The following is a 20,008-nucleotide window of genomic DNA, read 5'->3' as shown; positions in this document are numbered from 1 at the left end:
CGCGAACTGTCGCTCACCGCGAGTCTCGAGGCAGCGTCGCCGAGTCTCGGCTTGCACCGTGTCGGACGGGAGGCGCGGGGCGGCGCCGCCACGGGCCTCCAGGCCGTCTCGTGGGCTGTTCTCGGTCCCGCGCCCTTCCGCGGGGACGTCGCGTCTGCGACGATGGGCGCGCAGCGGGCGACGACGCCCGCCCGTCGTGAGGAGTCCACCGTGTCCGTGCGTCTCAACCCGTACCTCGGCTTCCGCTCGGGGGCCCGCGAAGCCCTCGACTTCTACCACTCGGTGTTCCACGGCGAGCTCACGATCGGCACCTTCGGCGAAGCCGGCATGAGCCAGGACCCCGCCGATGCCGACAAGGTCATGCACGGGCAGCTCGAGGGCGAGAACGGCCTGCTGCTGATGGCCTCGGACGCGCCGACGGGCATGCAGACGCCGTCGGAGAGCACGATCTCGTTGTCGCTCAGTGGCGACGACCACGAGGCCCTGACCCGCTACTGGAACGGACTCGCCGAGGGCGCGTCGATCATCGAACCGCTCACGACGGCTCCGTGGGGCGACACCTTCGGGATGCTCACCGACCGGTTCCGCGTCACGTGGCTCGTGAACATCACCGGCGCGGCGAGCTGAGGGGGACCGGGACCCCGCCGACGCTCGCCGCGATCGGCCACCGTGGCACCCAGCACCGGACCCGCGCGGCGTAGCGGCGGAAGTCGTCGCCGAAACGGGCCTCGAGATCGGCCTCCTCGAGGGGCCGGACGACGCAGTTCCACACAATCGACCCGGCGAGTGCGTAGACGACGACCATCCACGACCCGAGCAGCAGCCCGACGGCGACGCCCTGCGTGATGCCGGCGAGCGCCATCGGGTTGCGCACCGAGCGGTACGGGCCGGCGACGACCAGCCGGTTCGCACTGGCGGACGGCAGCGGGGTGCCAGCGCCCTTGGTCGACATCGCCGCCGCCGACGCGATGCCGAGCGCGCTGGCGAGCGCGAGGACGACGAGCCCGACCACCAGCAGCGCGGTCACGACCGGTCCGGGCAGTGCGGGGTGCAGCCGCCAGCGGTGTTCGGCGACGGCGATGGCCACGGGGAACACCCCGAGGAACAGCCCCCAGAAGACGATGATCTGCACGGTCGTCGCGACCACGTGCCGTGACGTCGCGGCACCCGGGTCGGCGGTGCGGAACCGCAGTGGACCGGACGTCAGCCACTCGGTCGGTACGCGGCCGAGCAGGACGAGGGCGAGGGCCAACACGGAACCGACGGTCGCCGCGGTCATGACGACGACGCCCCAGCCGGCCTCGCCGGTGCCGGTCGCCCAGGCGGCGAGACCGGCGAGCACGAGCGCGGTCCACCCGGTGGCGACGGTCGCAGCGATCCGCCCGACCGTGCCCGCGGAGACCGCTGCGAGTGCCGAGGCCACGACGAAGAGCGGGACGTCGAAGGCCGCGACGACCAGCGGGTCCAGCGAGCCGAGCGTGAGCGTCCGGACGGTGGGGACGGTCGCGACGGTGATCCACCACGCCGCGCCGCCGAGGGCCTGCAGTGCGAAGTACCGTCGGCCCCAGGACACGTCTGCACGCTAGCAGTGGGAGACCGCGGCGGCGGGCCCGGGGCGCTTCGTGAGCAGAAATGGTCGGGTGCTGCAAGCGGACCCGACCATTCCTGCTCACGATGTACCGGAGATCAGTCCTCGCGGTTGATCTGCCCGTCGGCGCGCGGTGCAGGTCAGGGCGTGACCATGCCGCCGTTCACGTTGAGCGTCTCGCCGACGACGTAGCTCGACTCGTCCGACGCCAGGAACACGTAGGCCGGTGCGAGTTCGGCTGGCTGTCCGGCGCGGCCCATCGGCGACTCGCTGCTGCCGAACTCGGGCAGCGTCGACGGGTCGACGCCGCCGCTCGGCTGCAGGACCGTCCACGTCGGCCCGGGAGCGACGACGTTGACGCGGATGCCGCGCTCGACGAGCAGCTGCGACAGCCCCTTCGACAGGTTGTTGATCGCGCCCTTCGACGCCGCGTAGTCGAGGCGGTCGGGAGCCGGCTTGTACGCCTCCATCGACGCCGTCGTGGTGATCGTCGCGCCGGGCTCCAGGTGCGGGAGCGCCGCCTTGACGAGGCGGAACAGCCCGAAGACGTTCACGTCGAAGGTCGCCTCGAACTGGTCGTCGGTGACGTCGAGCACGTCCGGCTGCCAGCGCTGCTTGCCGGCGACGCTCACCAGGGCGTCGAGACCGCCGAGTCCGGCGACGGCCTGGTCGACGAGCTCCTGGGCGTACGCCTTGTCGCGCAGGTCGCCGGGGATCGCCACGGCGGTGCGTCCGGCGGCACGGATCTGCTCGAGGACGTGGTCGGCGTCGGACTGCTCCTCCGGCAGGTAGGCGATCGCGACGTCGGCGCCCTCGCGGGCGAACGCGATCGCGACGGCGCCGCCGATGCCGGAGTCACCGCCGGTGATCAGGGCCTTGCGGCCGGCGAGCCGGCCGGTGCCCCGGTAGCTCGTCTCGCCCAGGTCGGGGACCGGGTCCATGGCGGACTGGAGGCCCGGCTCGTCCTGCGTCTGCGGGTCCGGCTGGACATCGGGGTAGCGGGTGCGCGGGTCGCCGTGTTCGTACTGGTCGGTGGGCATGCGAGTTCCTTCCTGCTCGTGCCTCCACGGAACCCGCCCCGGCTGGGCGGCGGCGGAGCGCCATCCGCCCTGCGCACCCGTCCAGGACCGCGGGGTTGCCTCGGGGCCATGAGTGACGACGACGACCAGCAGACCGAGCGCGACTTCGCCGACGCGGTGAACATGACCCCGTCGGAGCTCCGCGAGTGGCTCGACACCGACGAGTCGAAGCACGTCGGGCAGAAGCCCCCGGGCGGCGGCGAGTCCACCGGGCACGAGAGCGGGCGGCACGTCATCCGGATCCTCGAGAAGCACAAGGCGGACCGGACCGACGACGACCACGCCCACATGCGGAAGGTGGTCGGCTACGTCGCCCGGCACTCGGAGCAGCGGCCGGACGGTGACGTGCACGACACCCCGTGGCGGTGGTCGCTGATGAACTGGGGCCACGACCCCGAGAAGCGCTGAGCCGCCGTCGGCGCGGAACGACGCCGGGCCGCCGCGCGTACCGTGACGCACCATGCCGAACCAACTCAAGAAGCCGGACCTGTACGAGGAGCTCCGCAAGGAGGGCAACTCGAAGGAGAAGGCCGCTCGGATCAGCAACGCCGCAGCGGCCCGCGGCGAGGAGGCAGTCGGGCGGAAGGGCGGCGAGTCCGGCTCGTACGACGACTGGACCGTCGCCGACCTCCGGAAGCGTGCGAAGGAGCTCGGCCTGACCGGGTACTCGTCGAAGCGCAAGGCCGAGCTCGTCGAGGCGCTCCGGGATCACTGACCGAGGTCGGCGACCGCGTCGATGCCCTCGGCGATCTCCGCCGCGTGCGTGTGGTGCAGGTAGTGCCCGCCGTCGAGCAGGACGACCTGGCCGTCGGTGACCGACGCCGCCTGCGCACGGTGCAGGCGCTCCCACCCTGGCACCACCGGGTCGTCGCCCACGACGAACAGGCGGACCGGCAGATCGGCGGGGAACGCGAGGGCCCGGGCATGCCGGAAGTTCGCGCCGAGGTGCTCGTACTCGTCCAGGTACGTCGCGCGCATGCTGGTGCGGTGTGACAGCAGGCTCATCTGCTCCTTCTGCGCATCGGTGTAGGGCAGCCCTGCGTACGCGTCGCCGGACACGGCAGTGAGCACGCGGGCGAGTCCGGTGGCCTTCACGAAGCGGAACAGGCCAGACCCGACGGCCTCGTCGATGCCGGGCTGCGTCGGCACGCTGCTGTCGATGCCGACGAACGCCTGCACCTCGTCCGGGTACGTGTTCGTGTACTCGAGCGCGTAGATCCCGGCGACCGAGTGCCCCGCGAGCACGTACCGGTCGATGCCGAGCGTCGACAGCGCCTGGTGCACCTCGTCGACGATGTTCGCGCTGGTCCGAGGCCGGTCGGTGCCGTCGCTCAGGCCGTACCCGAGCGGCTCGACGACCACCACCCGGTGCGTGTCCTGCAACCGGTCGACGAGCGGGGCGAAGTCGATCACGGGGGATGCCGTGCCGAAGCCGGGCAGCAGCACGACGGTCGACGCCCCGGACCCGGTGACGGCGACGTTCACCCGGCCTCCGGTGACGGGGACGAGTTCGCCGTACGGGCGGATGTCGTCCCGTTCCGCCGCCGTCGCGATCGCGTCGTAGGTGGCCGTGCCGCCGAGCGTCAGGGCGCCGAGGCCGACGAGTCCGACGAGCGAGAACCCGATGATCCGGAGCGGGCGACGGCGTCGGGGTGCAGGGCGGACCGGGGTGCTGGTGGGGGTGGCTGTGGGGTGGTGCGTGTCCATGCCTGCACGTTAGGTCGGGCTCGGACCGCCGCACATCGGAGCACGGTACCGACGTGCCTCGCCCGCGTCGTACCGCGGGCTGACGTCGGGCGACCGCACGGCGGGTTCGGCATGGGGGAGAATGGCCGGGTGAACGAGACGGGCATGCCGCGCTTCCGACGGATCTGGTCGACCGTGCAGGTCGGCGTGCTGGCGATCGCCGTTGCCTTCTGCATCGTGATGCTCGTGATCGGGCAGGGGAAGCTCGACCGCGTCTACGCCGTCGCCGCGATCTTCTTCGGCCTGGCGCTCGTCGGGCACAGCACGTACCTCTGGCTGCTCGCCCGGAACGCCCGCGCCGGCCGCTGACCCGGGCGCCGACGGCTTTGCTCCGGTTACACGCCGAAGCGCAGCGCGAGCGGCACGAGCAAGCCGGCCACCCAGACGAGCACCATCACGAGCGCACCGATCGCGATGAAGCGACGGCGACGACGCAGCTTCGGACTCCGCTCCTCGCCCCACATCTGCGCGCGGACGAGCACCCGGTTCGCCTGCTCGACGACCTTGCGGACCTCGGGGTCGTCCAGCTCGAGGGCACCGGACCGGGCGTGTTCGGCGATGACCGTGGCTTCGTCGACGGTCAGGTCGTCCTTGCGCATGCTCCATCCTCGCACCGGGGCGAGGGGTACGGCCCGTCTGTGCGGGAACGGACCAGCAGCGCGTACCAAGGACGCATGGGACATCGGTACCGCGGGAAGATCGTCGTCGTCACCGGAGCATCGAGCGGCATCGGGAGGGCCGCGGCGCACGAGTTCGCCCGACAGGGTGCCACGCTCGTGCTCGCCGCACGCGGCCACGACTCCCTCGAGGCCGCCGCCGCCGAGTGCCGTGCACTCGGGGCCGATGCGGTCGCGATCCCGACGGACGTCGCCGACGAGCACCAGGTCGAGGACCTCATCGGCACGGTGACGAGTCGGCACGGGCGGATCGACGTCTTCGTCGGCAACGCGGCCCTGTTCGTCTACGGCCTGTTCGAGCAGACCCCCACCGAGGCGTTCAAACGGGTCGTCGACACGAACCTCTACGGCCACCTCAACGCGATCACGCACCTGCTCCCGCACTGGAAGCAGCGCGGCACGGGCACCTACGTGCTCGTCGGCTCGATCCAGTCGCTGCTGTCGGCGCCCTACCAGTCGGCCTACGTCACGAGCAAGCACGCGGCGCTCGGCCTGATCGACGTCCTCGGTGACGAGTTCGCGCACACCGGCATCCGCTTCACCACGCTGCTGCCGTCGACGATCGACACGCCGATCTACCAGAACGGCGCCAACTACACCGGCAAGAACTCGCACCCGCTGCCGCCGACGGTCTCGGTCGAGCGCGCGGGTCGTGCCGTCGTGGCCGCCGCCACACACCCGAAGCGGTACCGCTACGTCGGCCGCATCCAGGCGTCGCTCGTCCCGCTGCAGTACGTGTTCCCGGGGCTGTTCCACAAGATCACGAAGCCGATGGTCGAGACCTTCGCGCTGCGCGGGAAGGGCGACCCGACCGACGGCAACCTCTACGCCCCGGCGGACGCCGGCAACGCCACGAACGGCGGCTGGGTCGCGAAGCGACGGCGTGTCACGCGTCCGCTCGTGTGGCTCGGCGCGGCTGCGGCGGTCGGAGCGGTCGTGCTCGGCCGCGCACGGCGGTAGCCCCACCGGAACGGCGGACGGGAGGCTCGTGGCGACGCTGCCACGGGCCTCCCGTCCCTCGTCGGAACGCTAGAAGAGCTTCGCGCTCGCGCGGCGTGCGCCCTCGCCGAGCGACTCGAGCTTCGCGGCGGCGATCTGCGGGTGGATGCGGCCGCCCAGGCCGCAGTCGGTGCCGGCGATGACGCGCTCACGCCCGACCACCGAGGCGAACCGCTCGATGCGCTGCGCGACCAGGTCGGGGTGCTCGACGACGTTCGTGGCGTGCCCGACGACGCCGGGGATGATCACCTTGCCGTCGGGCAGTGTGACGTCCTGCCACACGGTCCACTCGTGTTCGTGCCGGGCGTTCGCGGCCTCGAACGAGTACGCCCCGGCGTCGATGTCGAGCATGAGGTCGACGATGTGGCGGAGCTCGATGTCGGTGGTGTGCGGGCCGTGCCACGAGCCCCAGCACAGGTGGAAGCGGACACGGCTGGTGTCCAGGCCCGCGAGCGCGTGGTTGAGCGCCTCGACCCGGATCCGGGTGAAGGCGCGGTAGTCCGCAATGCTCGGCTCCGGGTTGATCTGGTCCCAGTTCTCGGCGATCGAGGGGTCGTCGATCTGCAGCACGAGGCCCGCGTCGAGGATGATGCGGTACTCCTCGCGCAGGGCGTCGGCCCAGGCCCAGATGTGCTCTTCGTCGGTGGCGTAGTACTCGTTCGCGACCCGTGCGGCGGAGCCGGGGGAGAGCGCCGTGATGAAGCCGTTCTCGGCACCGGCCGCTTCGACGGCGTGCTCGAGGTTGGCAGCGTCGGTGCGGGCGGCCTCGTGCCCGGTGTAGACGATCGGGCCGGTCGTGGTGGGGAACGCGGTGGCGTTCTTGCCGGTGCCGATGCCCGACTCCGGGTCGGTGTAGGCCTCGCGGAAGATCGTCCAGTCGCGACGGTCCGGGAAGCTGGTCAGCTGCACGTTGCCCGGACCGGACCGGACCGGCTGCTGCGTGAAGATGTCGGCGTCGGTGAGTGAGAGTCCGCTGACGCGTTGGAACGAGTAGCCCCACCACGCGCCGTAGTCGACGCTGTTCGACATCGCCTTGCCGAACTCGCCGTCACCCGGCTGTGTGATGCCGAGGGCGGTCTGGCGGGCGACGACGTCGTCGACGGCCGCGCTCGTCATCGCGCGGACCTCGTCGGTGGTCTCGAGCGTGAAGCCGTCGGCGCCCACGGGGCGGGCGGCGTTCGCGGCGATGAGCTCCGGCGTGCGCGGGAGCGACCCGGCGGTGGTGGCCTGGACGTGGTCGGTGTTCTCGAAGGGCATGGGCCCAATGTGCCACGGGGCGCCTCCGAGCCGGGCTCCGTTCCGTGGCACGACGCGAGCCGGGGAGAATGGGATCCCTATGCCCAGTGCACGCCCGACCTCCCGCATCCCGCTCAACACCCTCGCCGCACCGTTCGGCCTGGCCGGCTTCGCGGAGACCTGGTCGTACGCGGCACCCGTCCTCGGCGTGCCGTCCGTCGTTCCGCAGGTGTTCTGGGTGGTCGCGGCGGTGGCGTGGTCGTGGTTGCTCGGCGCGCACGTCCTGCGGGGCGTCCGGGTCGACGAACGCCTGGTCGACCAGCTCCGTCACCCCGCGCAGGGCCCGATCGCGGCCCTGGTCCCCGCGACGGCGATGCTCCTCGGCGTCGACCTCGCGCGGTTCTGGGAGATCGGGGGGCAGGTCCTCGTGGTGCTCGCGGTGGCGGTCGCTGCCGGGTTCGCGGCGTGGTTGCTGAGCACGTGGTTCGAGGGGCGCCTGACCCTGGAGGCCGTGCACGGCGGCTACCTGCTGCCGACGGTCGCCGCGGCCCTCGTCGCCGCCGTCGCCACGCACGAGGTCGGTGTGGGATGGCTGTCCTGGGCGTGCTTCGGCGTCGGCGTGTTCTTCTGGGGCGTGATGACCGGTCTGCTCCTCATCCGGCTGTCGTTCCGCCCCGCACTGCCCGACCCGCTCGTCCCCACGATGGCGATCCTCGTGGCTCCGCCCGCGGTGGCGACGGTGTCCCTGTTCGCGCTCACCGACGACGCCCGAACCCTGCCCGTGCAGGCGATCGCGGGCCTCGGGGTCCTCATGCTCCTCGTGCAGCTCGCCCTGCTGCCCCGGTACGTCCGGCTCGGGTTCTCGCTCGGGTTCTGGTCGTTCGTGTTCCCGGCTGCGGCGGTCGCGACGGCGGCGATCGAGTGGTTCCGGGTGCTCGACCTGCCGGTGGCGTGGGTGCCCACGACCGTGCTGCTCGTCCTGCTCACCCTGCTCGTCGTCGTGGTCGGGGTGCGGTCGCTGAGCCTGGCCGCGCGGCACCTGCTCGGGCAGGCCGAGTCGGTGCTGCACGCGGCCGACGACGAGGACGCGGCACCCGCGACGCAGTGACGGTGCCGTGGTGCGTCAGCACCCGTTCTGCGACGAACCACGCGTCGAACGACTCGTGGATCGTCGCAGAACGGGTGTGCAGTGCGACGCGACCGCGCGAGGGATCAGGCGCTGACGGTCTCGTCCGCCGTCAGCACCGGGGCGATGGTCCCCGTCCGGGCACCTTCGTACGCCGCCAGGATCATGCCGAGCACCGCGATGCCCTCGCGCTCCGTGTGGATCGGCCGCGTGCCGTCGCGCAGGCACGCCCCGAACGCGCCGATCTCGGCCGCGAAGGTGTCGACCTCTTCGAAGGTGACCGACTCGCTCGTGCCGTCCCGCAGGTCCCATCGCAGCGTGGTGCCGTCGCTCGTCAGGGCGCCGTGTTCGCCGACGACGCTGAACCGCTCGGTGCCGGCGGCCGGGTCGTACGCCCAGCTCGTCACGAGCTGGCCCACGGCGCCGTTGTCGAAGCGGAACAGGGCCTGCGCCGAGTCCTCGCCCTCCATGAACGTCAGCCGGTGCGTGGACAGCATCGCGGTGGCCTGCACGGGCACGCCGCCGGCCAGGTGCATCAGCAGGTAGCTCGGGTGGTAGCCGGTGTCGATGAGCTCACCGCCGCCACTCGTCGAGGCGTGGGCGCGCCACCCCATGTTCGTCGGGTCGAACTCGTTGCGGAACGAGTCGGTGGTGCGGACCTCGTAGACGGTGCCGAGGGCCCCGCCGTCGATGAGTTCCCTGGCCTTGGCGACCGCGGGCATGAACAGCTGGTTGTGCGCGCACATCAGGGTGATGCCGGACTCGGACACCGCGCGCTGCACGTCGGCGGCCTCGTCGGGGCTCAGGCACAACGGCTTCTCGCACAGCACGTGCTTGCCCGCCTTCGCCGCGGCGACGATCGCATCGCGGTGCAGGTGGTGCGGCAGGCAGATGTCGACGGCGTCGATGTCCGCCTGCTCGAGCATGGCGAGGTAGTCGGTGAAGAACGGGACGCCGAGCTCCGCCCCGCGTTCCTCGGCCGTGGCCGCGAACGCGTCGGCGACCGCGGCGATGCGGATCGTGTCGGGGTGCTCGGCGTAGCCGGCGATGTGCGCGGACGCGATGCCGCCCCCGCCGATGAGGCCGACGCGGATGATGTCGCTGGACATGGTGACTCCTGTGGTTGGTTCGAGGTGCTGGACTGCTGGGGCGGTCAGGCGGGTGCGCCGACGAGGGCGTCGCTCGTCGCGGGCTGGCCCGCGGCGTCGTTCGCGGCGACCACCAGGCGGGTGAGCTCGACGGCGCGGGCGAGGTTGTCGTCGGCACGCGTGTCGGCGGCGATGTGGTCCACCCACTGACCGAAGGCGTCCTGGGCGTCGGCGGGGACGTCGAGGGTGACCGGCTCGTCGCCGTAGGCCGGTCCGCCGGCGGTGAGCCGGGCCTCCTGGTCGGAGTAGGCGAGCCAGCCCCGGGTGCCGGCCACGTCGATCGTGAACGGTGTGCCCGCGACGAAGCCGGCCTCGATGACGCCGATCGCCTGCGAGGCGTAGCCGACGGTGACCACGGCGTGGTCTTCGACCGCGCGGCCGGTGTACGAGCGGTAGACGGCCTCGACCGTGTCGGGGCGGGCACCGAGGAACAGCTGCGTCAGGTAGACGGGGTGGCAGCCGAGGTCGGTGAGGGCGCCGCCGATCGCCGTCGCCGGGTCGAAGAACCGCTCCGGCAGCCACGGTGCGACGGCACCGTCGTGCGAGAGCCGGACACGGGAGTACGTGACGTCGCCGAGGCGGCCCGCGTCGAGCTCGCGCCGGATCGCGGCCGTGTAGCCGTGGTACAGCCGCGGGAGCGAGACCACGAGCGTGACCCCGGCGGCGTCGCAGGCGGCGATGACCGCGTCGCACTCCTCGACGGTGGGGGCGAGGAGCTTCTCGGTGAAGACGTGCTTGCCAGCCGCTGCCGCGCGTTCGATCACGTCGCGGTGGACGTCGGTCGAGGTCGTGATCGTGACGGCGTCGACGTCGGTGCGGGCGAGCAACGCATCGAGGTCATCGGTGTACTCGACGCCGAACCGTTCGGCGCCGGCTCGGCCGCGCTCGGTGTCGTCGTCCCAGACGGCCACGAGCTCGGTGCCGGGGTGGTCGACGGTCTGTTGCGCGTAGTCGCCGGCGTGGACGTGCCAGAAGCCGAGGACGGCGACGCGCAAGGGGGTGGAGGGCATGGGTGTTCCTTTCATGGGCGGACGACCAGAGCGTTCCTGCTCAGATCCGGACCTTGTCGTAGTCCTTCGGCAGCGTGAACGGCGAGTAGGTCTGCATCATCGGGTCGACGCGGTTCTGGGCCCGCTCGACGGCTTCCTGCGGACTCGCGGTGCCGAGCAGGACGCTCGAGCGCGCGTCGGCGAGGGAGTCCCACCACGCGCCGCCGACGGGCAGCGGCGGGCGGCAGCTCGACGCACCCATCGACTCGACGAAGAACCGGATCGACTTGGCCGATCCCTTCGGATCCTTGAGCGCCGCGATGTTCGACGGCACGCTCGTCGCGGGGACGACGTACGTCTCCTGGCCCTGCTTGCTCGTGAAGTACTTCATGAGCTCCCACACGGCCTTGTTCTTCTTCGAGCCCTTCGGCACGCACAGCGCGAAGCCACCGGACCACGTGTACTTGTCGCCGCCGTCCTGCTGGGTCGGCAGGTACGCGGTGCCCCAGTCGAGGTCCTTCGGCCCGTAGTTGTCGAACGTCTGGATCGTCGAGGGGACGCTGACCATGAACGCCATCCGGTCCGCCATGAACGCGGTCTGTCCCGGCGGGTGCCCGGTCGGCTCGTAGGTCGCGATGAAGGTGTCGGCGTCCTTGTAGCCGTACCGCTTCGCCCAGTCCTCGTAGAACTCGAAGATGCTGCGGACGCTCGTCGAGTCCATCGTCATCTTCGAGTCCTGCTGGTCGAAGTACGACGCACCGAGGCCGAGCCCCCACGTGAACGGCCAGCCTTCGCCGTACCAGGGGAGCAGTCCCATGTGGGTGTAGTTGCCACCGGACTTCTTCGTGATGCGTTCGCTGACGTCCCACATCCGGTCCATGCTCACCGGACCGTTGTGCTCCCAGTCGAACTCGTCGGGGTCGATCCCAGCGCCGGTGAGCATCTTCCGGTTCACGAACATGCCGCGGGCGTCGGTGTCGTGGGGGAGGCCGTAGGTCTTGCCCTGGTACGTGACCTCGCCGATCGTGAACCCGAGCCACTGCGCCAGGAACTCGTCCTTCGGCTGGTCCTCGAACTCCTCGATCATGTCGTCGATCGGTTCGATGAGGCCGATCGCCGCGTACTGCGCTGCGCTGAACCGGTCGAGGAGCCACAGGTCGGGGGCGGTGCCGCCGCGCACCGCGGTGATGATGCTCGTGGCGTCGCCGGTGCCCTGCGACGGCACGACGTTGACCTTGACGTCGACCTCGGGGTGGATCTTGTTGAAGTCCTTGATCACCTTCGTCTGGAACGGCACGAACGTGCCGGTGACACCCCAGATCGTGACCTGGTTCGGGTTGCTCCGGCCACTCGAGCCGGAGGCGCACGATGCTGCGAGGAGCGCGAGCGCCCCCGCACCGCCCGTCGCGGCCGCACCGCGCAGGAACGTTCGTCGGTCGAATGCGCTGCTCACTTGAAGCTCCCGATCTGGACGCCCTTGATGAACGTCCGCTGGAACACGAAGAACAGGACCACGAGCGGCAGGATGATGAGCACCGATGCCGCCATCAGCTGGTTGAACTGGAAGTCCTGCGAGTTGTTGAGACGGAAGATCTGCAGCCCGATGGACAGCGTCTGCACGTTCTCGTCCTGCAGGTAGATGAGCGGCCCGAGGAAGTCGTTCCAGGCACCCACCGCCGCGAAGATCCCGACCGTGACGAGCGCCGCCTTGGCCTGCGGGAAGACGATCCGCCAGAGGATGCCCCACTCGGAGGCGCCGTCCATCCGCGCTGCGTTGAGCAGGTCCTTCGGGATCTGCAGCAGGAACTGCCGGAGCAGGAACACGTAGAACGCGGACCCGAACAGACTCGGCACGATCAGCGGCAGGAAGGTGTTGATCCAGCCGAGTCGGGCGTACAGGTCGAACATCGGGATGAGCGTGACGGGGAACGGGATGAACAGCGTGGCGAGCACGATGTAGAACACCTTGTCGCGGCCGCGCCACTCGAGGCACGAGAACCCGTACGCGATCACGAGGTTCGACACCATCGAGAAGAGCGTCACGCAGACCGTGATGATGAGCGTGTTCCGGAAGAACGTGAAGAACGGCATCGCGTCGATCGCCTTGCCGAAGTTCGACCAGTCGAGCCACTGCGGGAACCAGGTGGGCGGGAAGGCACCGAGTTCGGAGTTGCCCTTCAGCGCCGAGATGACCATCCAGTAGATGGGGATGAGGAACAGCAGGCTCATCGCGATGAGGAGCACGCGGGCGAGGACGGACGACCACGGCGAGCGGATCGAGCCGTCGGCGTTCCGGGAGCGGTCGTCGGCTCCCTTGCGACCGCGGGGCCGGACGGACTCGATCGACGAGGTGACGGTGTCCCGGTCGGGGTGTCGTTCAGTGCGCAGTGTCATCGGTCACTCCCCGGTCACGTCGTAGTTGACGAAGCGCTTGGACAGCCAGTACACGAGCCCGGACAGGATCATGCCGGCCAGGAACAGCAGCACGGCCATGGCGCTGGCGAAGCCGAGCTGCGCGTAGCTGAACGCGTTCTTGTAGAGGTAGAGCATGTAGAACAACGTCCCGTTGTCCGGGCTGCCGAGTCCTCCGGTGCCGGACGAGATCACGTACGCCTCGGTGAAGACCTGCAGGCCGTTGCTGATGCCGGTGATCAGGTTGAACAGGATCACGGGGGAGAGCAGCGGCAGCGTCAGCGCGAAGAACTGCCGGAGCGGTCCGGCCCCGTCCACGCGAGCGGCTTCGTACAGGGTCTTGGGGATCCCGCGCAGCCCGGCGAGGAAGATCAGCGCCGCGTTGCCGGCACCCATCTGGGCGAGCGCGACGATGACGAGCTTCGCCGTGGTCGGGTCGCCGAGCAGGTTCGTGGCCGGGATCCCGACGAGCTTCATGACCTGGTTGACGAGGCCGGTCTGCGGGTTGACGAGCACCACGAAGATGAACGCCAGCGCGAAGGTCGGGATGAGCGAGGGGATGTAGAGGGCCGTCCGGTACCAGCCGATCTCGCGGACGTCCTGGTTCATCGCGATGGCGATCACGATGGCGATGACGATCCCGACGGGCACCGCGATGACGGCGTAGAACAGGGTGTTGCCGACCGCGGTGTGCACGAGCGGGTCGATGAACGCGGCGACGTAGTTGGCGAACCCGACCCAGGTGATGTCGGCCATGCCCGAGTACCGGGTCAGGCTGATCGCGAACGAGTAGATCAGGGGGTACGCGATGAACACCAGCACACCGAGGATCCACGGTGAGATGAACGCGATGCCGACGCGCAGCCGGCGCTTCTCGGCCGGTGTCCACGGGTGCTTCTCGCGTGGTCGTCGTCGGACGGTGGTGTCACCGCCCCGCGCCGTTCGCGGTGGTGCTGCTGTTCCGGATCGTGCGGTCGTCGTCACGAGCGTCCCTCCCGACCCCGTGCCACGACGGTGTGGCACAGGCGAACCCGTCTCCGGACGGGCGAACCGATCGCACCGTCGCGGTTTCAATCCAATTGATTGACAAATTCGTATGACCAGAGATGCTAGGGACCATGTCCGAGCCGCGTCAACCCCTTCCTGACACCGTGGTGCAGGGCAGAACGGGCGGCACGAACCTCGTGCGCGTCGGGGTCCAGAACCGTGCGCTGGTGCTCGATCTCGTCCGTCGCCGGGGACCGTTCGCCCGCGCCGAGCTGATGCGTGCGACCGGGCTCAGCGCGCAGACGGTGTCCAACATCGCAGCCGGACTCGTGGGATCGGGACTGGTGCGCGAGGTCCCCGGCGGTGGGCGGCAGCTCGAGGTCGTCGCGGGGTCGCGGTCGGCGATCGGGGTCCACCTCGACCCGGCGCACCTCGTCGTCGTGCGCACCGACCTGACCGGAGCCGTGCTGGCCGTCGAGCACGTCGACCTGGACGCCACGGACGACCCGGTGCGGACGCTCGACACGATGGCGGCGGCGGTGCACCGGGTCCGTGGCGGTGCCCGTCCGCGCGTTCCCCTTCCCGCCGGCATCGGCCTCGCCGTCCCCGGCTCCATCGCCCCCGACGGCGTCCGGATGGGCACCCCCGCGCAGTTGCCCGCCTGGTGGTCACTGCCGGTCACCGACGAGCTCGCCGCCCGGACGGGTCTGCCGGTGCGCCTCGAGAAGGACGGCGTCGCGAGCGCCCTCGGCGAGGTCTGGTCCGCTGCCGGCGCCGACGACCTGGTCTCCGTGTTCCTCGGCCACGGCATCAGCGCCGCGACGGTCGCCGCGGGCGAGGTGGTCCGCGGCGCCACCGGCAACGCCGGTGAGTTCGGCGGCATGCCGGTCGAGGCGCACGGCCGCTGGACCGAGGTCTGGGAAGCCTGCCAGCCCCTGCAACAGGTCCGGCGCGCCATCGCCGCCGGGCTGCTCCCCACGGGCATCCCGCTCGATCGCGCGAGCGACGTCCGGCACGCGTTCGAGCGGCTCTGCGCGACGCCGTCCGCAGCGCCGCTGGTCGCCGAGGCCGGTGCAGCGCTCGGATCCGCGCTCGCCCACGTCGTCGAGCTGCTCGACGTGCCGCGCGTCGTGATCGGTGGCAGCGCGGCCCTCGCCGGCGGCGACGGCTTCATCGCGGCCGTCCGCGAGCGGCTCGCGGTCCGCCTGCCGCACGGACCGTTCCCGACGGTCGCGGCGACCGCCTTCGGCGAGGCCTCGGTGGCCCGTGGCGCCGCCTGCGCGGTGCTGCAAGCCGACCTCGCCGTGCCTGCCCCCGTCGGCCGCGGCACCGGCGTCGGTACGGGGCGTCGACCGGGAGGCCCGGTGCACGTCCGCAGCATCGCCCACCCCTGGTGAGCGGGACCGTCCAGGGCCTCGGGTCGGCCGTGCGCGTGACGTCGCGCGACGGGGACGTCGCGTTCGCGGCCCGGGCGTCGTAGCGTCGGGGGCATGAGCACGACGACGCCGACCGCACCCGACTCCGCCACCGAGTGGGCGGCCTGGCACGACGCCCACGAACGAGCCCGGGCGAGCGAGCACGGCTTCCTCGCCATCACGAGCATCCGGTGGCTGACGAGCACGCCCGAGCGGTTCGACGACGCCCCGGGAACGTGGTCGACGGGCGAGGACGGCCCCGTCGTCGAGCTCGCGGACGGCGAGACCATCACGGTCGACGGGCAGCCGGTCACCGGGACCCACCGCTTCGGACCACTGCCCGAGCGCTCGAGCACGAACGTCGTGTGGCAGGACGGCGACGAGACCGTCGTGGTCGAGGTCGCCCGGCGCGGCGGCAGCGACGTCATCCGGCCCCGGCACCCGGGCAACCCGACCCGGACCGAGTACCCCGGCACCCCGACGTACGAGCCATCGGACCGGTTCGTCGTCGACGCGCACTTCGAACCGTTCGACGTACCGCGCGAGGTCACCGTCGGCTCGGTCGTCGACGGGCTGCAGCACGTGTACTCGGCGCCGGGCGTGCTCACCTTCGACCTCGACGGGCCGCGGTCGCTGCTCGCGTTCAACGGGCACGGCGACGCTCTGCACGTCCTGTTCACCGACCGCACCAGCGGCGTGACGACGTACGGCGCGAACCGGAGCCTGGACATCGCCGCACCGGACGCCTCCGGGGCGACCCGGATCGACTTCAACCGCGCCACGAACCTGCCGTGCGCGTACACCGCGCACGCGACCTGCCCGCTGCCACCGGCCGAGAACCGGCTCGACGTCGCGGTCGAGGCCGGGGAGCGTCTCCCCGCCTGACCGGTGTCGCTCGGGCAGCGCCGCCGCCCGGTCGCCGTGAGCGGGCCGACGCGGAACGACGTCCTCGATGTCGTACGACGTCGAGGACGTCGTCCGTTGCGCGCGCGGGTCGTTGCAGCCGCGCGGAAGCGACGAGGTCGATGTCGTACGACGACCACGGTGTCGTTCGGCGTCGGTGGAGGGCGCACGCATCAGCTGAGGGGAATGCGCTGCCAGGTGCTCGTCGCACGCCACTCCTGCGCATCGAACGCGAACACGCTGCCCATGCCGGGTTGGTCGAGCGCGCGTGACACCGGCGCTCCCGTCAGGGCAGCGAGGAGCAGCGCCCCGACCGCACCGTGGGACACGATGGTCGCGTCGCCCGCCGCAGTGAGCCGCCGGACCGCTCCGACGATGCGGGCCTGGGCGTCGACGGCCCGCTCCCATCCGCGGACCGATCGGGTCGGTTCTGCGAAGAACCGGTCGACGACACCGTCGAACTCGGCCGGCGGCAGGTAGCCCGTCGCGCTGCGGTCGATCTCGCCGAGCAGGGGATCCTGCGCGGGCACGAGCCCGACCGCGGCCCCGAGCAGCTCGGCGGTCTCGACGGCCTTGCGTTCCGTGCTCGACACGAGTGTCCGGACGCCCGGCTCCCAAGCCAGCGGACCCGACCGCGCTGCGCGTGCGCGTCCCGCTGCGGAGAGCCCCCACGACTCGATCGCGACGGCGGGCTCCACGACGACCTCGGCGTGGCTCAGGAAGTAGGAGACCATCCGCCGATCCTGGCACGGCATCCGCAGTGGTCCGCCGTAGGGTGAGCGCGTGGAGTTCCCGGGGGAGGCGGCCGGCGCGCGTGACGCGTCGACCTCTCCGGGGTCACCCCGGGGCACGCAGGACCAGCAGGACGACACGCCCCGAGCAGGCGAGCGCGCTCCGCGCGCGCCGCTGCACGGAGGCACCGACAGGTCCTCCGGGAACCCCACGCCCCTCTCCGTCGTCACCGCGGCGCTGGCAGATGCGTTCCTGACGGCCGAGCGGTGGGAGCCGGACGAGCTGGCGGCCGTCGGGTACGTGGTCGTCGGCGTCGAGCGCGCGTACGTCGGGCTCGCGGTCGCCGCTGCGCTCGAGGCGTACCCCCGGCCACCGGTGGACGCTCCGCGCCAGCTCGCCGCCGTGCTCGCCCTCGCACCGCGCCTCGTCGCACTGCACCGGTCGCGCGAGGACCGCCGGCCGGTCCGCGTGCTCGTCCACCGGGCCACCGCGGTGCGCGCCCGACCGGAGACCGCGAGCCCGTTGCTCGTCGACACCCTGCCGGAGCTCGCCCGGGCGCTCGACCTGACCGTCGGCCGGCTGCTCTGGCTCGCCGACACCCGCGCGTGGAACCGTCGCTCCGGGCCGTCGAGCCCGCTCCACCACTACCGGCACGAGTGGATCACCCGACCCGGTCGAGCACCGCGCCTGCTCGAGAAGCCGATGGACATGCTCCGCCGCACACAACGGACGATCCTCGACGAACTCCTGACGATGCTGCCCGTGCACGACGCCGCGCACGGGTTCGTGGCCGGGCGGAGCGTCGTCACGGGAGCGGCCGTGCACACCGGCCAGCAGGTGGTGGTCACCGCCGACCTCACGTCGTTCTTCGCGAGCGTCAGCGCCCCGACGGTCTACGGCGTCTTCCGGGCCGCTGGGTTCGCTGAACCGCTCGCGCACGTGCTGACCGGGCTCTGCACCCACCGGGTGCCGGTGCACGTGCTCAGCGCGATGCCCGCCGGCGGCTCGCCGGAGGAACGCCACGCGCTGCGCCAGGCGTTGGCGACGGCGCACCTGCCCCAGGGCGCACCGACGTCGCCGGCGCTGGCGAACACCGCGCTGCGGCACCTCGACGCCCGTCTGGCCGGGTGGGCCAGCGCCGTCGACGCGGTGTACACCCGCTACGCCGACGACCTGACGTTCAGTGGGGGCGACCGGCTGGCCGCACGACCGGATGCCTTCCTGCGGGGCGTCGACCGGATCGTGACCGAGCAGGGGCACCGCCTCAACCCGTCGAAGACCCGGGTGCGGCGCCGTGGGGTCCGGCAGTCGGTCACGGGCGTCGTGGTCAACGAGCGGCCGTCGCCCGGGCGCCGCGAGGTCGACCAGCTGCACGCCATCCTGCACAACGCCGTGGTGCACGGGCCGGCCTCCCAGAACCGTGCGGGACACCCGGATCTCCGCGCGCACTTGCTCGGGCGCATCGGGTGGGTCGAGCAGGTCAACCCGGGTCGGGCCCGACGGCTCCGCGAGGAGTTCGCGCGCATCGTGTGGTGAGGCAGTCTGCGCACCGTGTGACGTCCGGTTGCGCCCCGTTGCCCCGCGTTGCGGCGCCCTGCCGCCCGCCGCGCGCACTGGGTAGCGTGCCGCCATGTGTCCGAGTGAGCTCCCGGCCGACGACCACTACGACGCGCTGATCGCGCCGCTCCGGCCCGTGATCGAGCGGATCGGTCTCGACGCCCGCCAGCGGGAACGCGAGGAGCGTCTCGCCACCGAGCAGCTCGGGTGGCTCGTCGACGCCGGCTTCGCACGGTGGCGGACACCGGTCGCGTGGGGCGGGGTCGGTGCCCGTCTGTCCGACGTGTTCCGCGCGATCGCCGAGATCGCCGAGGTCGACCCGAACCTGGCACACGTGTGGCGGAACCACTTCTCGTTCGTCGAGGACCGCGTGCACGCCGAGGGCACCGCGTTCGACCGTGCCATCGTCACGCGGCTCGGCGACGGCGAGTTCGTCGGCGGCGGGTGGAGCGAGTCGCCGAGCCCGTCCGGGGCGGACCTCGCCACGCGGATCGTCCGTGACCCGGGCGGGTCCTGGCGGCTGACCGGACAGAAGTTCTACTCGACGGGCAGCGTGTACGCCCGGTGGATCACGGTGCTGGCCGTCGACGACACCGGCACGAAGTCCGTCGCGCTCGTCGACGCGACAGACCCCGGCGTGCTGATCGGCGACGACTGGGACGGCTTCGGCCAGCGGATCACCGGCAGCGGGAGCGTGACCTACACCGACGTGCCGGTGCCCGACGAACGGGTGCTGCCGTACGCGACCCGGTACCCGTACCAGGAGCAGTACTACCAGACGGTGATGCACGCGATCCTGGTCGGCATCGGCCGCGCTGCCCTGCGCGAGGGCGTCGAGGCACTGCGGTCCCGGGCGCGCGGACACCACAACGGCACCGCGGCGGATCCGACCCACGATCCGGAGCTGCTGAGCGTGATCGGCACCGTCGACGCCCGGGTGCACGCCGCCGACGCCGCGTTCGTCGCGAGCCTCGGCCCGGTGGACGCGGCCGTCGACCGGCACACCGCCCTGCGTGCGGCGGGTGCGGACCCGTCGACGGACCCGGCGCTGCGCGCGGCGCTCGAGCGCAGCTGGGTCGCGGTGGCGCGCGCGCAGACCATCGTCACGGACGCCGTGCTCGACGCCACGACGCTGGTGTTCGACGCGCTCGGGTCCTCGGGGACGTTCCGCTCGCTCGGCCTCGACCGACACTGGCGGAACGCCCGCACCCTGGCGTCGCACAACCCGCGCGTGCACAAGCGCCGCATCGTCGCCGACCTGCTCGTCAACGGTGCGAGTCCGCTGGACCGCTGACGGCAGACCGCTTCGCCGTAACGGACCGTCACGGGGCGCAACCCGCAGACACCTGCGTGCAGCGTGCCGAGGTGAGCACCTACGGTCGGTGCACCGGCTCGCCACGGACGCTGGGGAGGT

At 71.5% G+C, this 20,008-nt stretch carries 21 protein-coding genes; 10 read left to right on the top strand and 11 right to left on the bottom strand.

Annotated features, from left to right (window positions below; all coding sequences use genetic code 11):
• Positions 1 to 627: VOC family protein (locus tag ITJ60_RS13840; RefSeq protein WP_323749179.1), on the top strand; the 627-nt coding region annotated here is incomplete at its 5' end.
• Here ITJ60_RS13840 and ITJ60_RS13835 read toward each other — a convergent pair.
• Both ITJ60_RS13835 and ITJ60_RS13830 read right to left on the bottom strand, forming a co-directional pair.
• The gene (locus ITJ60_RS13835) at positions 608 to 1,573 is read right to left on the bottom strand and encodes a methyltransferase family protein (RefSeq protein WP_194648302.1); all 966 of its coding nucleotides are present in this window, start codon (positions 1,571 to 1,573) and stop codon (positions 608 to 610) included. The two genes, ITJ60_RS13840 and ITJ60_RS13835, sit on opposite strands and share 20 nt — an antisense overlap.
• Positions 1,574 to 1,728: 155 nt before the next feature.
• A complete protein-coding gene (locus ITJ60_RS13830) occupies positions 1,729 to 2,628 on the bottom strand; it encodes an SDR family oxidoreductase (RefSeq protein ID WP_194648301.1) in 900 nt (299 codons plus the stop codon).
• A 108-nt stretch (positions 2,629 to 2,736) separates the two neighbouring features.
• Here ITJ60_RS13830 and ITJ60_RS13825 point away from each other — a divergent pair, with 108 nt between their 5' ends.
• Together ITJ60_RS13825 and ITJ60_RS13820 are read left to right on the top strand one after the other, a co-directional pair.
• The gene (locus tag ITJ60_RS13825; RefSeq protein WP_111085659.1) at positions 2,737 to 3,075 is read left to right on the top strand and encodes a DUF3140 domain-containing protein; all 339 of its coding nucleotides are present in this window, start codon (positions 2,737 to 2,739) and stop codon (positions 3,073 to 3,075) included.
• A 52-nt stretch (positions 3,076 to 3,127) separates the two neighbouring features.
• Positions 3,128 to 3,382 carry a Rho termination factor N-terminal domain-containing protein gene (locus ITJ60_RS13820; protein ID WP_194648300.1) on the top strand — a complete coding sequence of 85 codons (255 nt, stop codon included), beginning with the start codon at positions 3,128 to 3,130 and terminating at the stop codon, positions 3,380 to 3,382.
• On the opposite strand, the gene ITJ60_RS13815 is transcribed toward ITJ60_RS13820, so the two are convergent.
• The gene (locus ITJ60_RS13815) at positions 3,376 to 4,374 is read right to left on the bottom strand and encodes an alpha/beta fold hydrolase (protein WP_194648299.1); all 999 of its coding nucleotides are present in this window, start codon (positions 4,372 to 4,374) and stop codon (positions 3,376 to 3,378) included. The genes ITJ60_RS13820 and ITJ60_RS13815 overlap by 7 nt on opposite strands.
• Before the next feature lie 144 nt (positions 4,375 to 4,518).
• Here ITJ60_RS13815 and ITJ60_RS13810 point away from each other — a divergent pair, with 144 nt between their 5' ends.
• Positions 4,519 to 4,722, top strand: a complete 204-nt coding sequence (locus ITJ60_RS13810) for a hypothetical protein (protein ID WP_123672723.1) — start codon at positions 4,519 to 4,521, stop codon at positions 4,720 to 4,722.
• A 26-nt stretch (positions 4,723 to 4,748) separates the two neighbouring features.
• Here the strand turns inward: ITJ60_RS13810 and ITJ60_RS13805 are convergent, their stop codons facing one another.
• On the bottom strand, positions 4,749 to 5,012 hold the full coding sequence (locus ITJ60_RS13805; RefSeq protein WP_123672725.1) for a hypothetical protein: 264 nt from the start codon (positions 5,010 to 5,012) through the stop codon (positions 4,749 to 4,751).
• A gap of 75 nt (positions 5,013 to 5,087) precedes the next feature.
• On the opposite strand from ITJ60_RS13805, the gene ITJ60_RS13800 reads away from it, so the two are divergent.
• Positions 5,088 to 6,050: an SDR family NAD(P)-dependent oxidoreductase gene (locus tag ITJ60_RS13800; protein WP_194648298.1), complete on the top strand. Its 963-nt coding sequence runs from the start codon at positions 5,088 to 5,090 to the stop codon at positions 6,048 to 6,050.
• 69 nt (positions 6,051 to 6,119) lie between these two features.
• On the opposite strand, the gene ITJ60_RS13795 is transcribed toward ITJ60_RS13800, so the two are convergent.
• Positions 6,120 to 7,346, bottom strand: a complete 1,227-nt coding sequence (locus ITJ60_RS13795) for a cobalamin-independent methionine synthase II family protein (RefSeq protein ID WP_194648297.1) — start codon at positions 7,344 to 7,346, stop codon at positions 6,120 to 6,122.
• A 79-nt stretch (positions 7,347 to 7,425) separates the two neighbouring features.
• On the opposite strand from ITJ60_RS13795, the gene ITJ60_RS13790 reads away from it, so the two are divergent.
• A complete protein-coding gene (locus ITJ60_RS13790; protein WP_123672731.1) occupies positions 7,426 to 8,433 on the top strand; it encodes a transporter in 1,008 nt (335 codons plus the stop codon).
• Between the two features lie 104 nt (positions 8,434 to 8,537).
• Here the strand turns inward: ITJ60_RS13790 and ITJ60_RS13785 are convergent, their stop codons facing one another.
• From ITJ60_RS13785 to ITJ60_RS13765, 5 genes are read right to left on the bottom strand one after another with little or no spacing between them, the layout of a single operon-like run.
• Positions 8,538 to 9,560, bottom strand: a complete 1,023-nt coding sequence (locus ITJ60_RS13785; protein ID WP_194648296.1) for a Gfo/Idh/MocA family protein — start codon at positions 9,558 to 9,560, stop codon at positions 8,538 to 8,540.
• Between the two features lie 44 nt (positions 9,561 to 9,604).
• Positions 9,605 to 10,609, bottom strand: a complete 1,005-nt coding sequence (locus tag ITJ60_RS13780) for a Gfo/Idh/MocA family protein (protein WP_123292635.1) — start codon at positions 10,607 to 10,609, stop codon at positions 9,605 to 9,607.
• Positions 10,610 to 10,649: 40 nt separating this feature from the next.
• Entirely contained in the window at positions 10,650 to 12,041 is a 1,392-nt protein-coding gene (locus ITJ60_RS13775) for an ABC transporter substrate-binding protein (RefSeq protein ID WP_194648295.1), read from the bottom strand.
• Positions 12,038 to 12,982 (bottom strand): carbohydrate ABC transporter permease, encoded by a 945-nt coding sequence (locus ITJ60_RS13770; RefSeq protein ID WP_123672739.1) that lies wholly within the window; start codon positions 12,980 to 12,982, stop codon positions 12,038 to 12,040. The genes ITJ60_RS13775 and ITJ60_RS13770 overlap by 4 nt, the downstream gene beginning before the upstream one ends.
• A 3-nt stretch (positions 12,983 to 12,985) precedes the next feature.
• Positions 12,986 to 13,984, bottom strand: coding sequence for a carbohydrate ABC transporter permease (locus tag ITJ60_RS13765; RefSeq protein WP_123672741.1), 999 nt, complete (start codon positions 13,982 to 13,984; stop codon positions 12,986 to 12,988).
• A gap of 134 nt (positions 13,985 to 14,118) precedes the next feature.
• Here ITJ60_RS13765 and ITJ60_RS13760 point away from each other — a divergent pair, with 134 nt between their 5' ends.
• Both ITJ60_RS13760 and ITJ60_RS13755 read left to right on the top strand, forming a co-directional pair.
• Positions 14,119 to 15,384, top strand: coding sequence for an ROK family transcriptional regulator (locus tag ITJ60_RS13760; protein WP_194648294.1), 1,266 nt, complete (start codon positions 14,119 to 14,121; stop codon positions 15,382 to 15,384).
• Positions 15,385 to 15,477: 93 nt separating this feature from the next.
• Positions 15,478 to 16,287 (top strand): DUF1684 domain-containing protein, encoded by an 810-nt coding sequence (locus ITJ60_RS13755; protein WP_194648293.1) that lies wholly within the window; start codon positions 15,478 to 15,480, stop codon positions 16,285 to 16,287.
• A gap of 191 nt (positions 16,288 to 16,478) precedes the next feature.
• On the opposite strand, the gene ITJ60_RS13750 is transcribed toward ITJ60_RS13755, so the two are convergent.
• A complete protein-coding gene (locus tag ITJ60_RS13750) occupies positions 16,479 to 17,039 on the bottom strand; it encodes a histidine phosphatase family protein (RefSeq protein ID WP_228510236.1) in 561 nt (186 codons plus the stop codon).
• A 49-nt stretch (positions 17,040 to 17,088) separates the two neighbouring features.
• On the opposite strand from ITJ60_RS13750, the gene ITJ60_RS13745 reads away from it, so the two are divergent.
• The gene (locus ITJ60_RS13745) at positions 17,089 to 18,573 is read left to right on the top strand and encodes a reverse transcriptase family protein (RefSeq protein ID WP_194648291.1); all 1,485 of its coding nucleotides are present in this window, start codon (positions 17,089 to 17,091) and stop codon (positions 18,571 to 18,573) included.
• A 94-nt stretch (positions 18,574 to 18,667) separates the two neighbouring features.
• On the top strand, positions 18,668 to 19,888 hold the full coding sequence (locus ITJ60_RS13740; protein WP_194648290.1) for an acyl-CoA dehydrogenase family protein: 1,221 nt from the start codon (positions 18,668 to 18,670) through the stop codon (positions 19,886 to 19,888).
• Positions 19,889 to 20,008 lie beyond the last annotated feature (120 nt).

This window comes from Curtobacterium sp. VKM Ac-2884 (genome assembly GCF_015350945.1).
GTDB lineage: Bacteria > Actinomycetota > Actinomycetes > Actinomycetales > Microbacteriaceae > Curtobacterium.
This window is presented reverse-complemented; position numbering and strand designations above follow the sequence as displayed.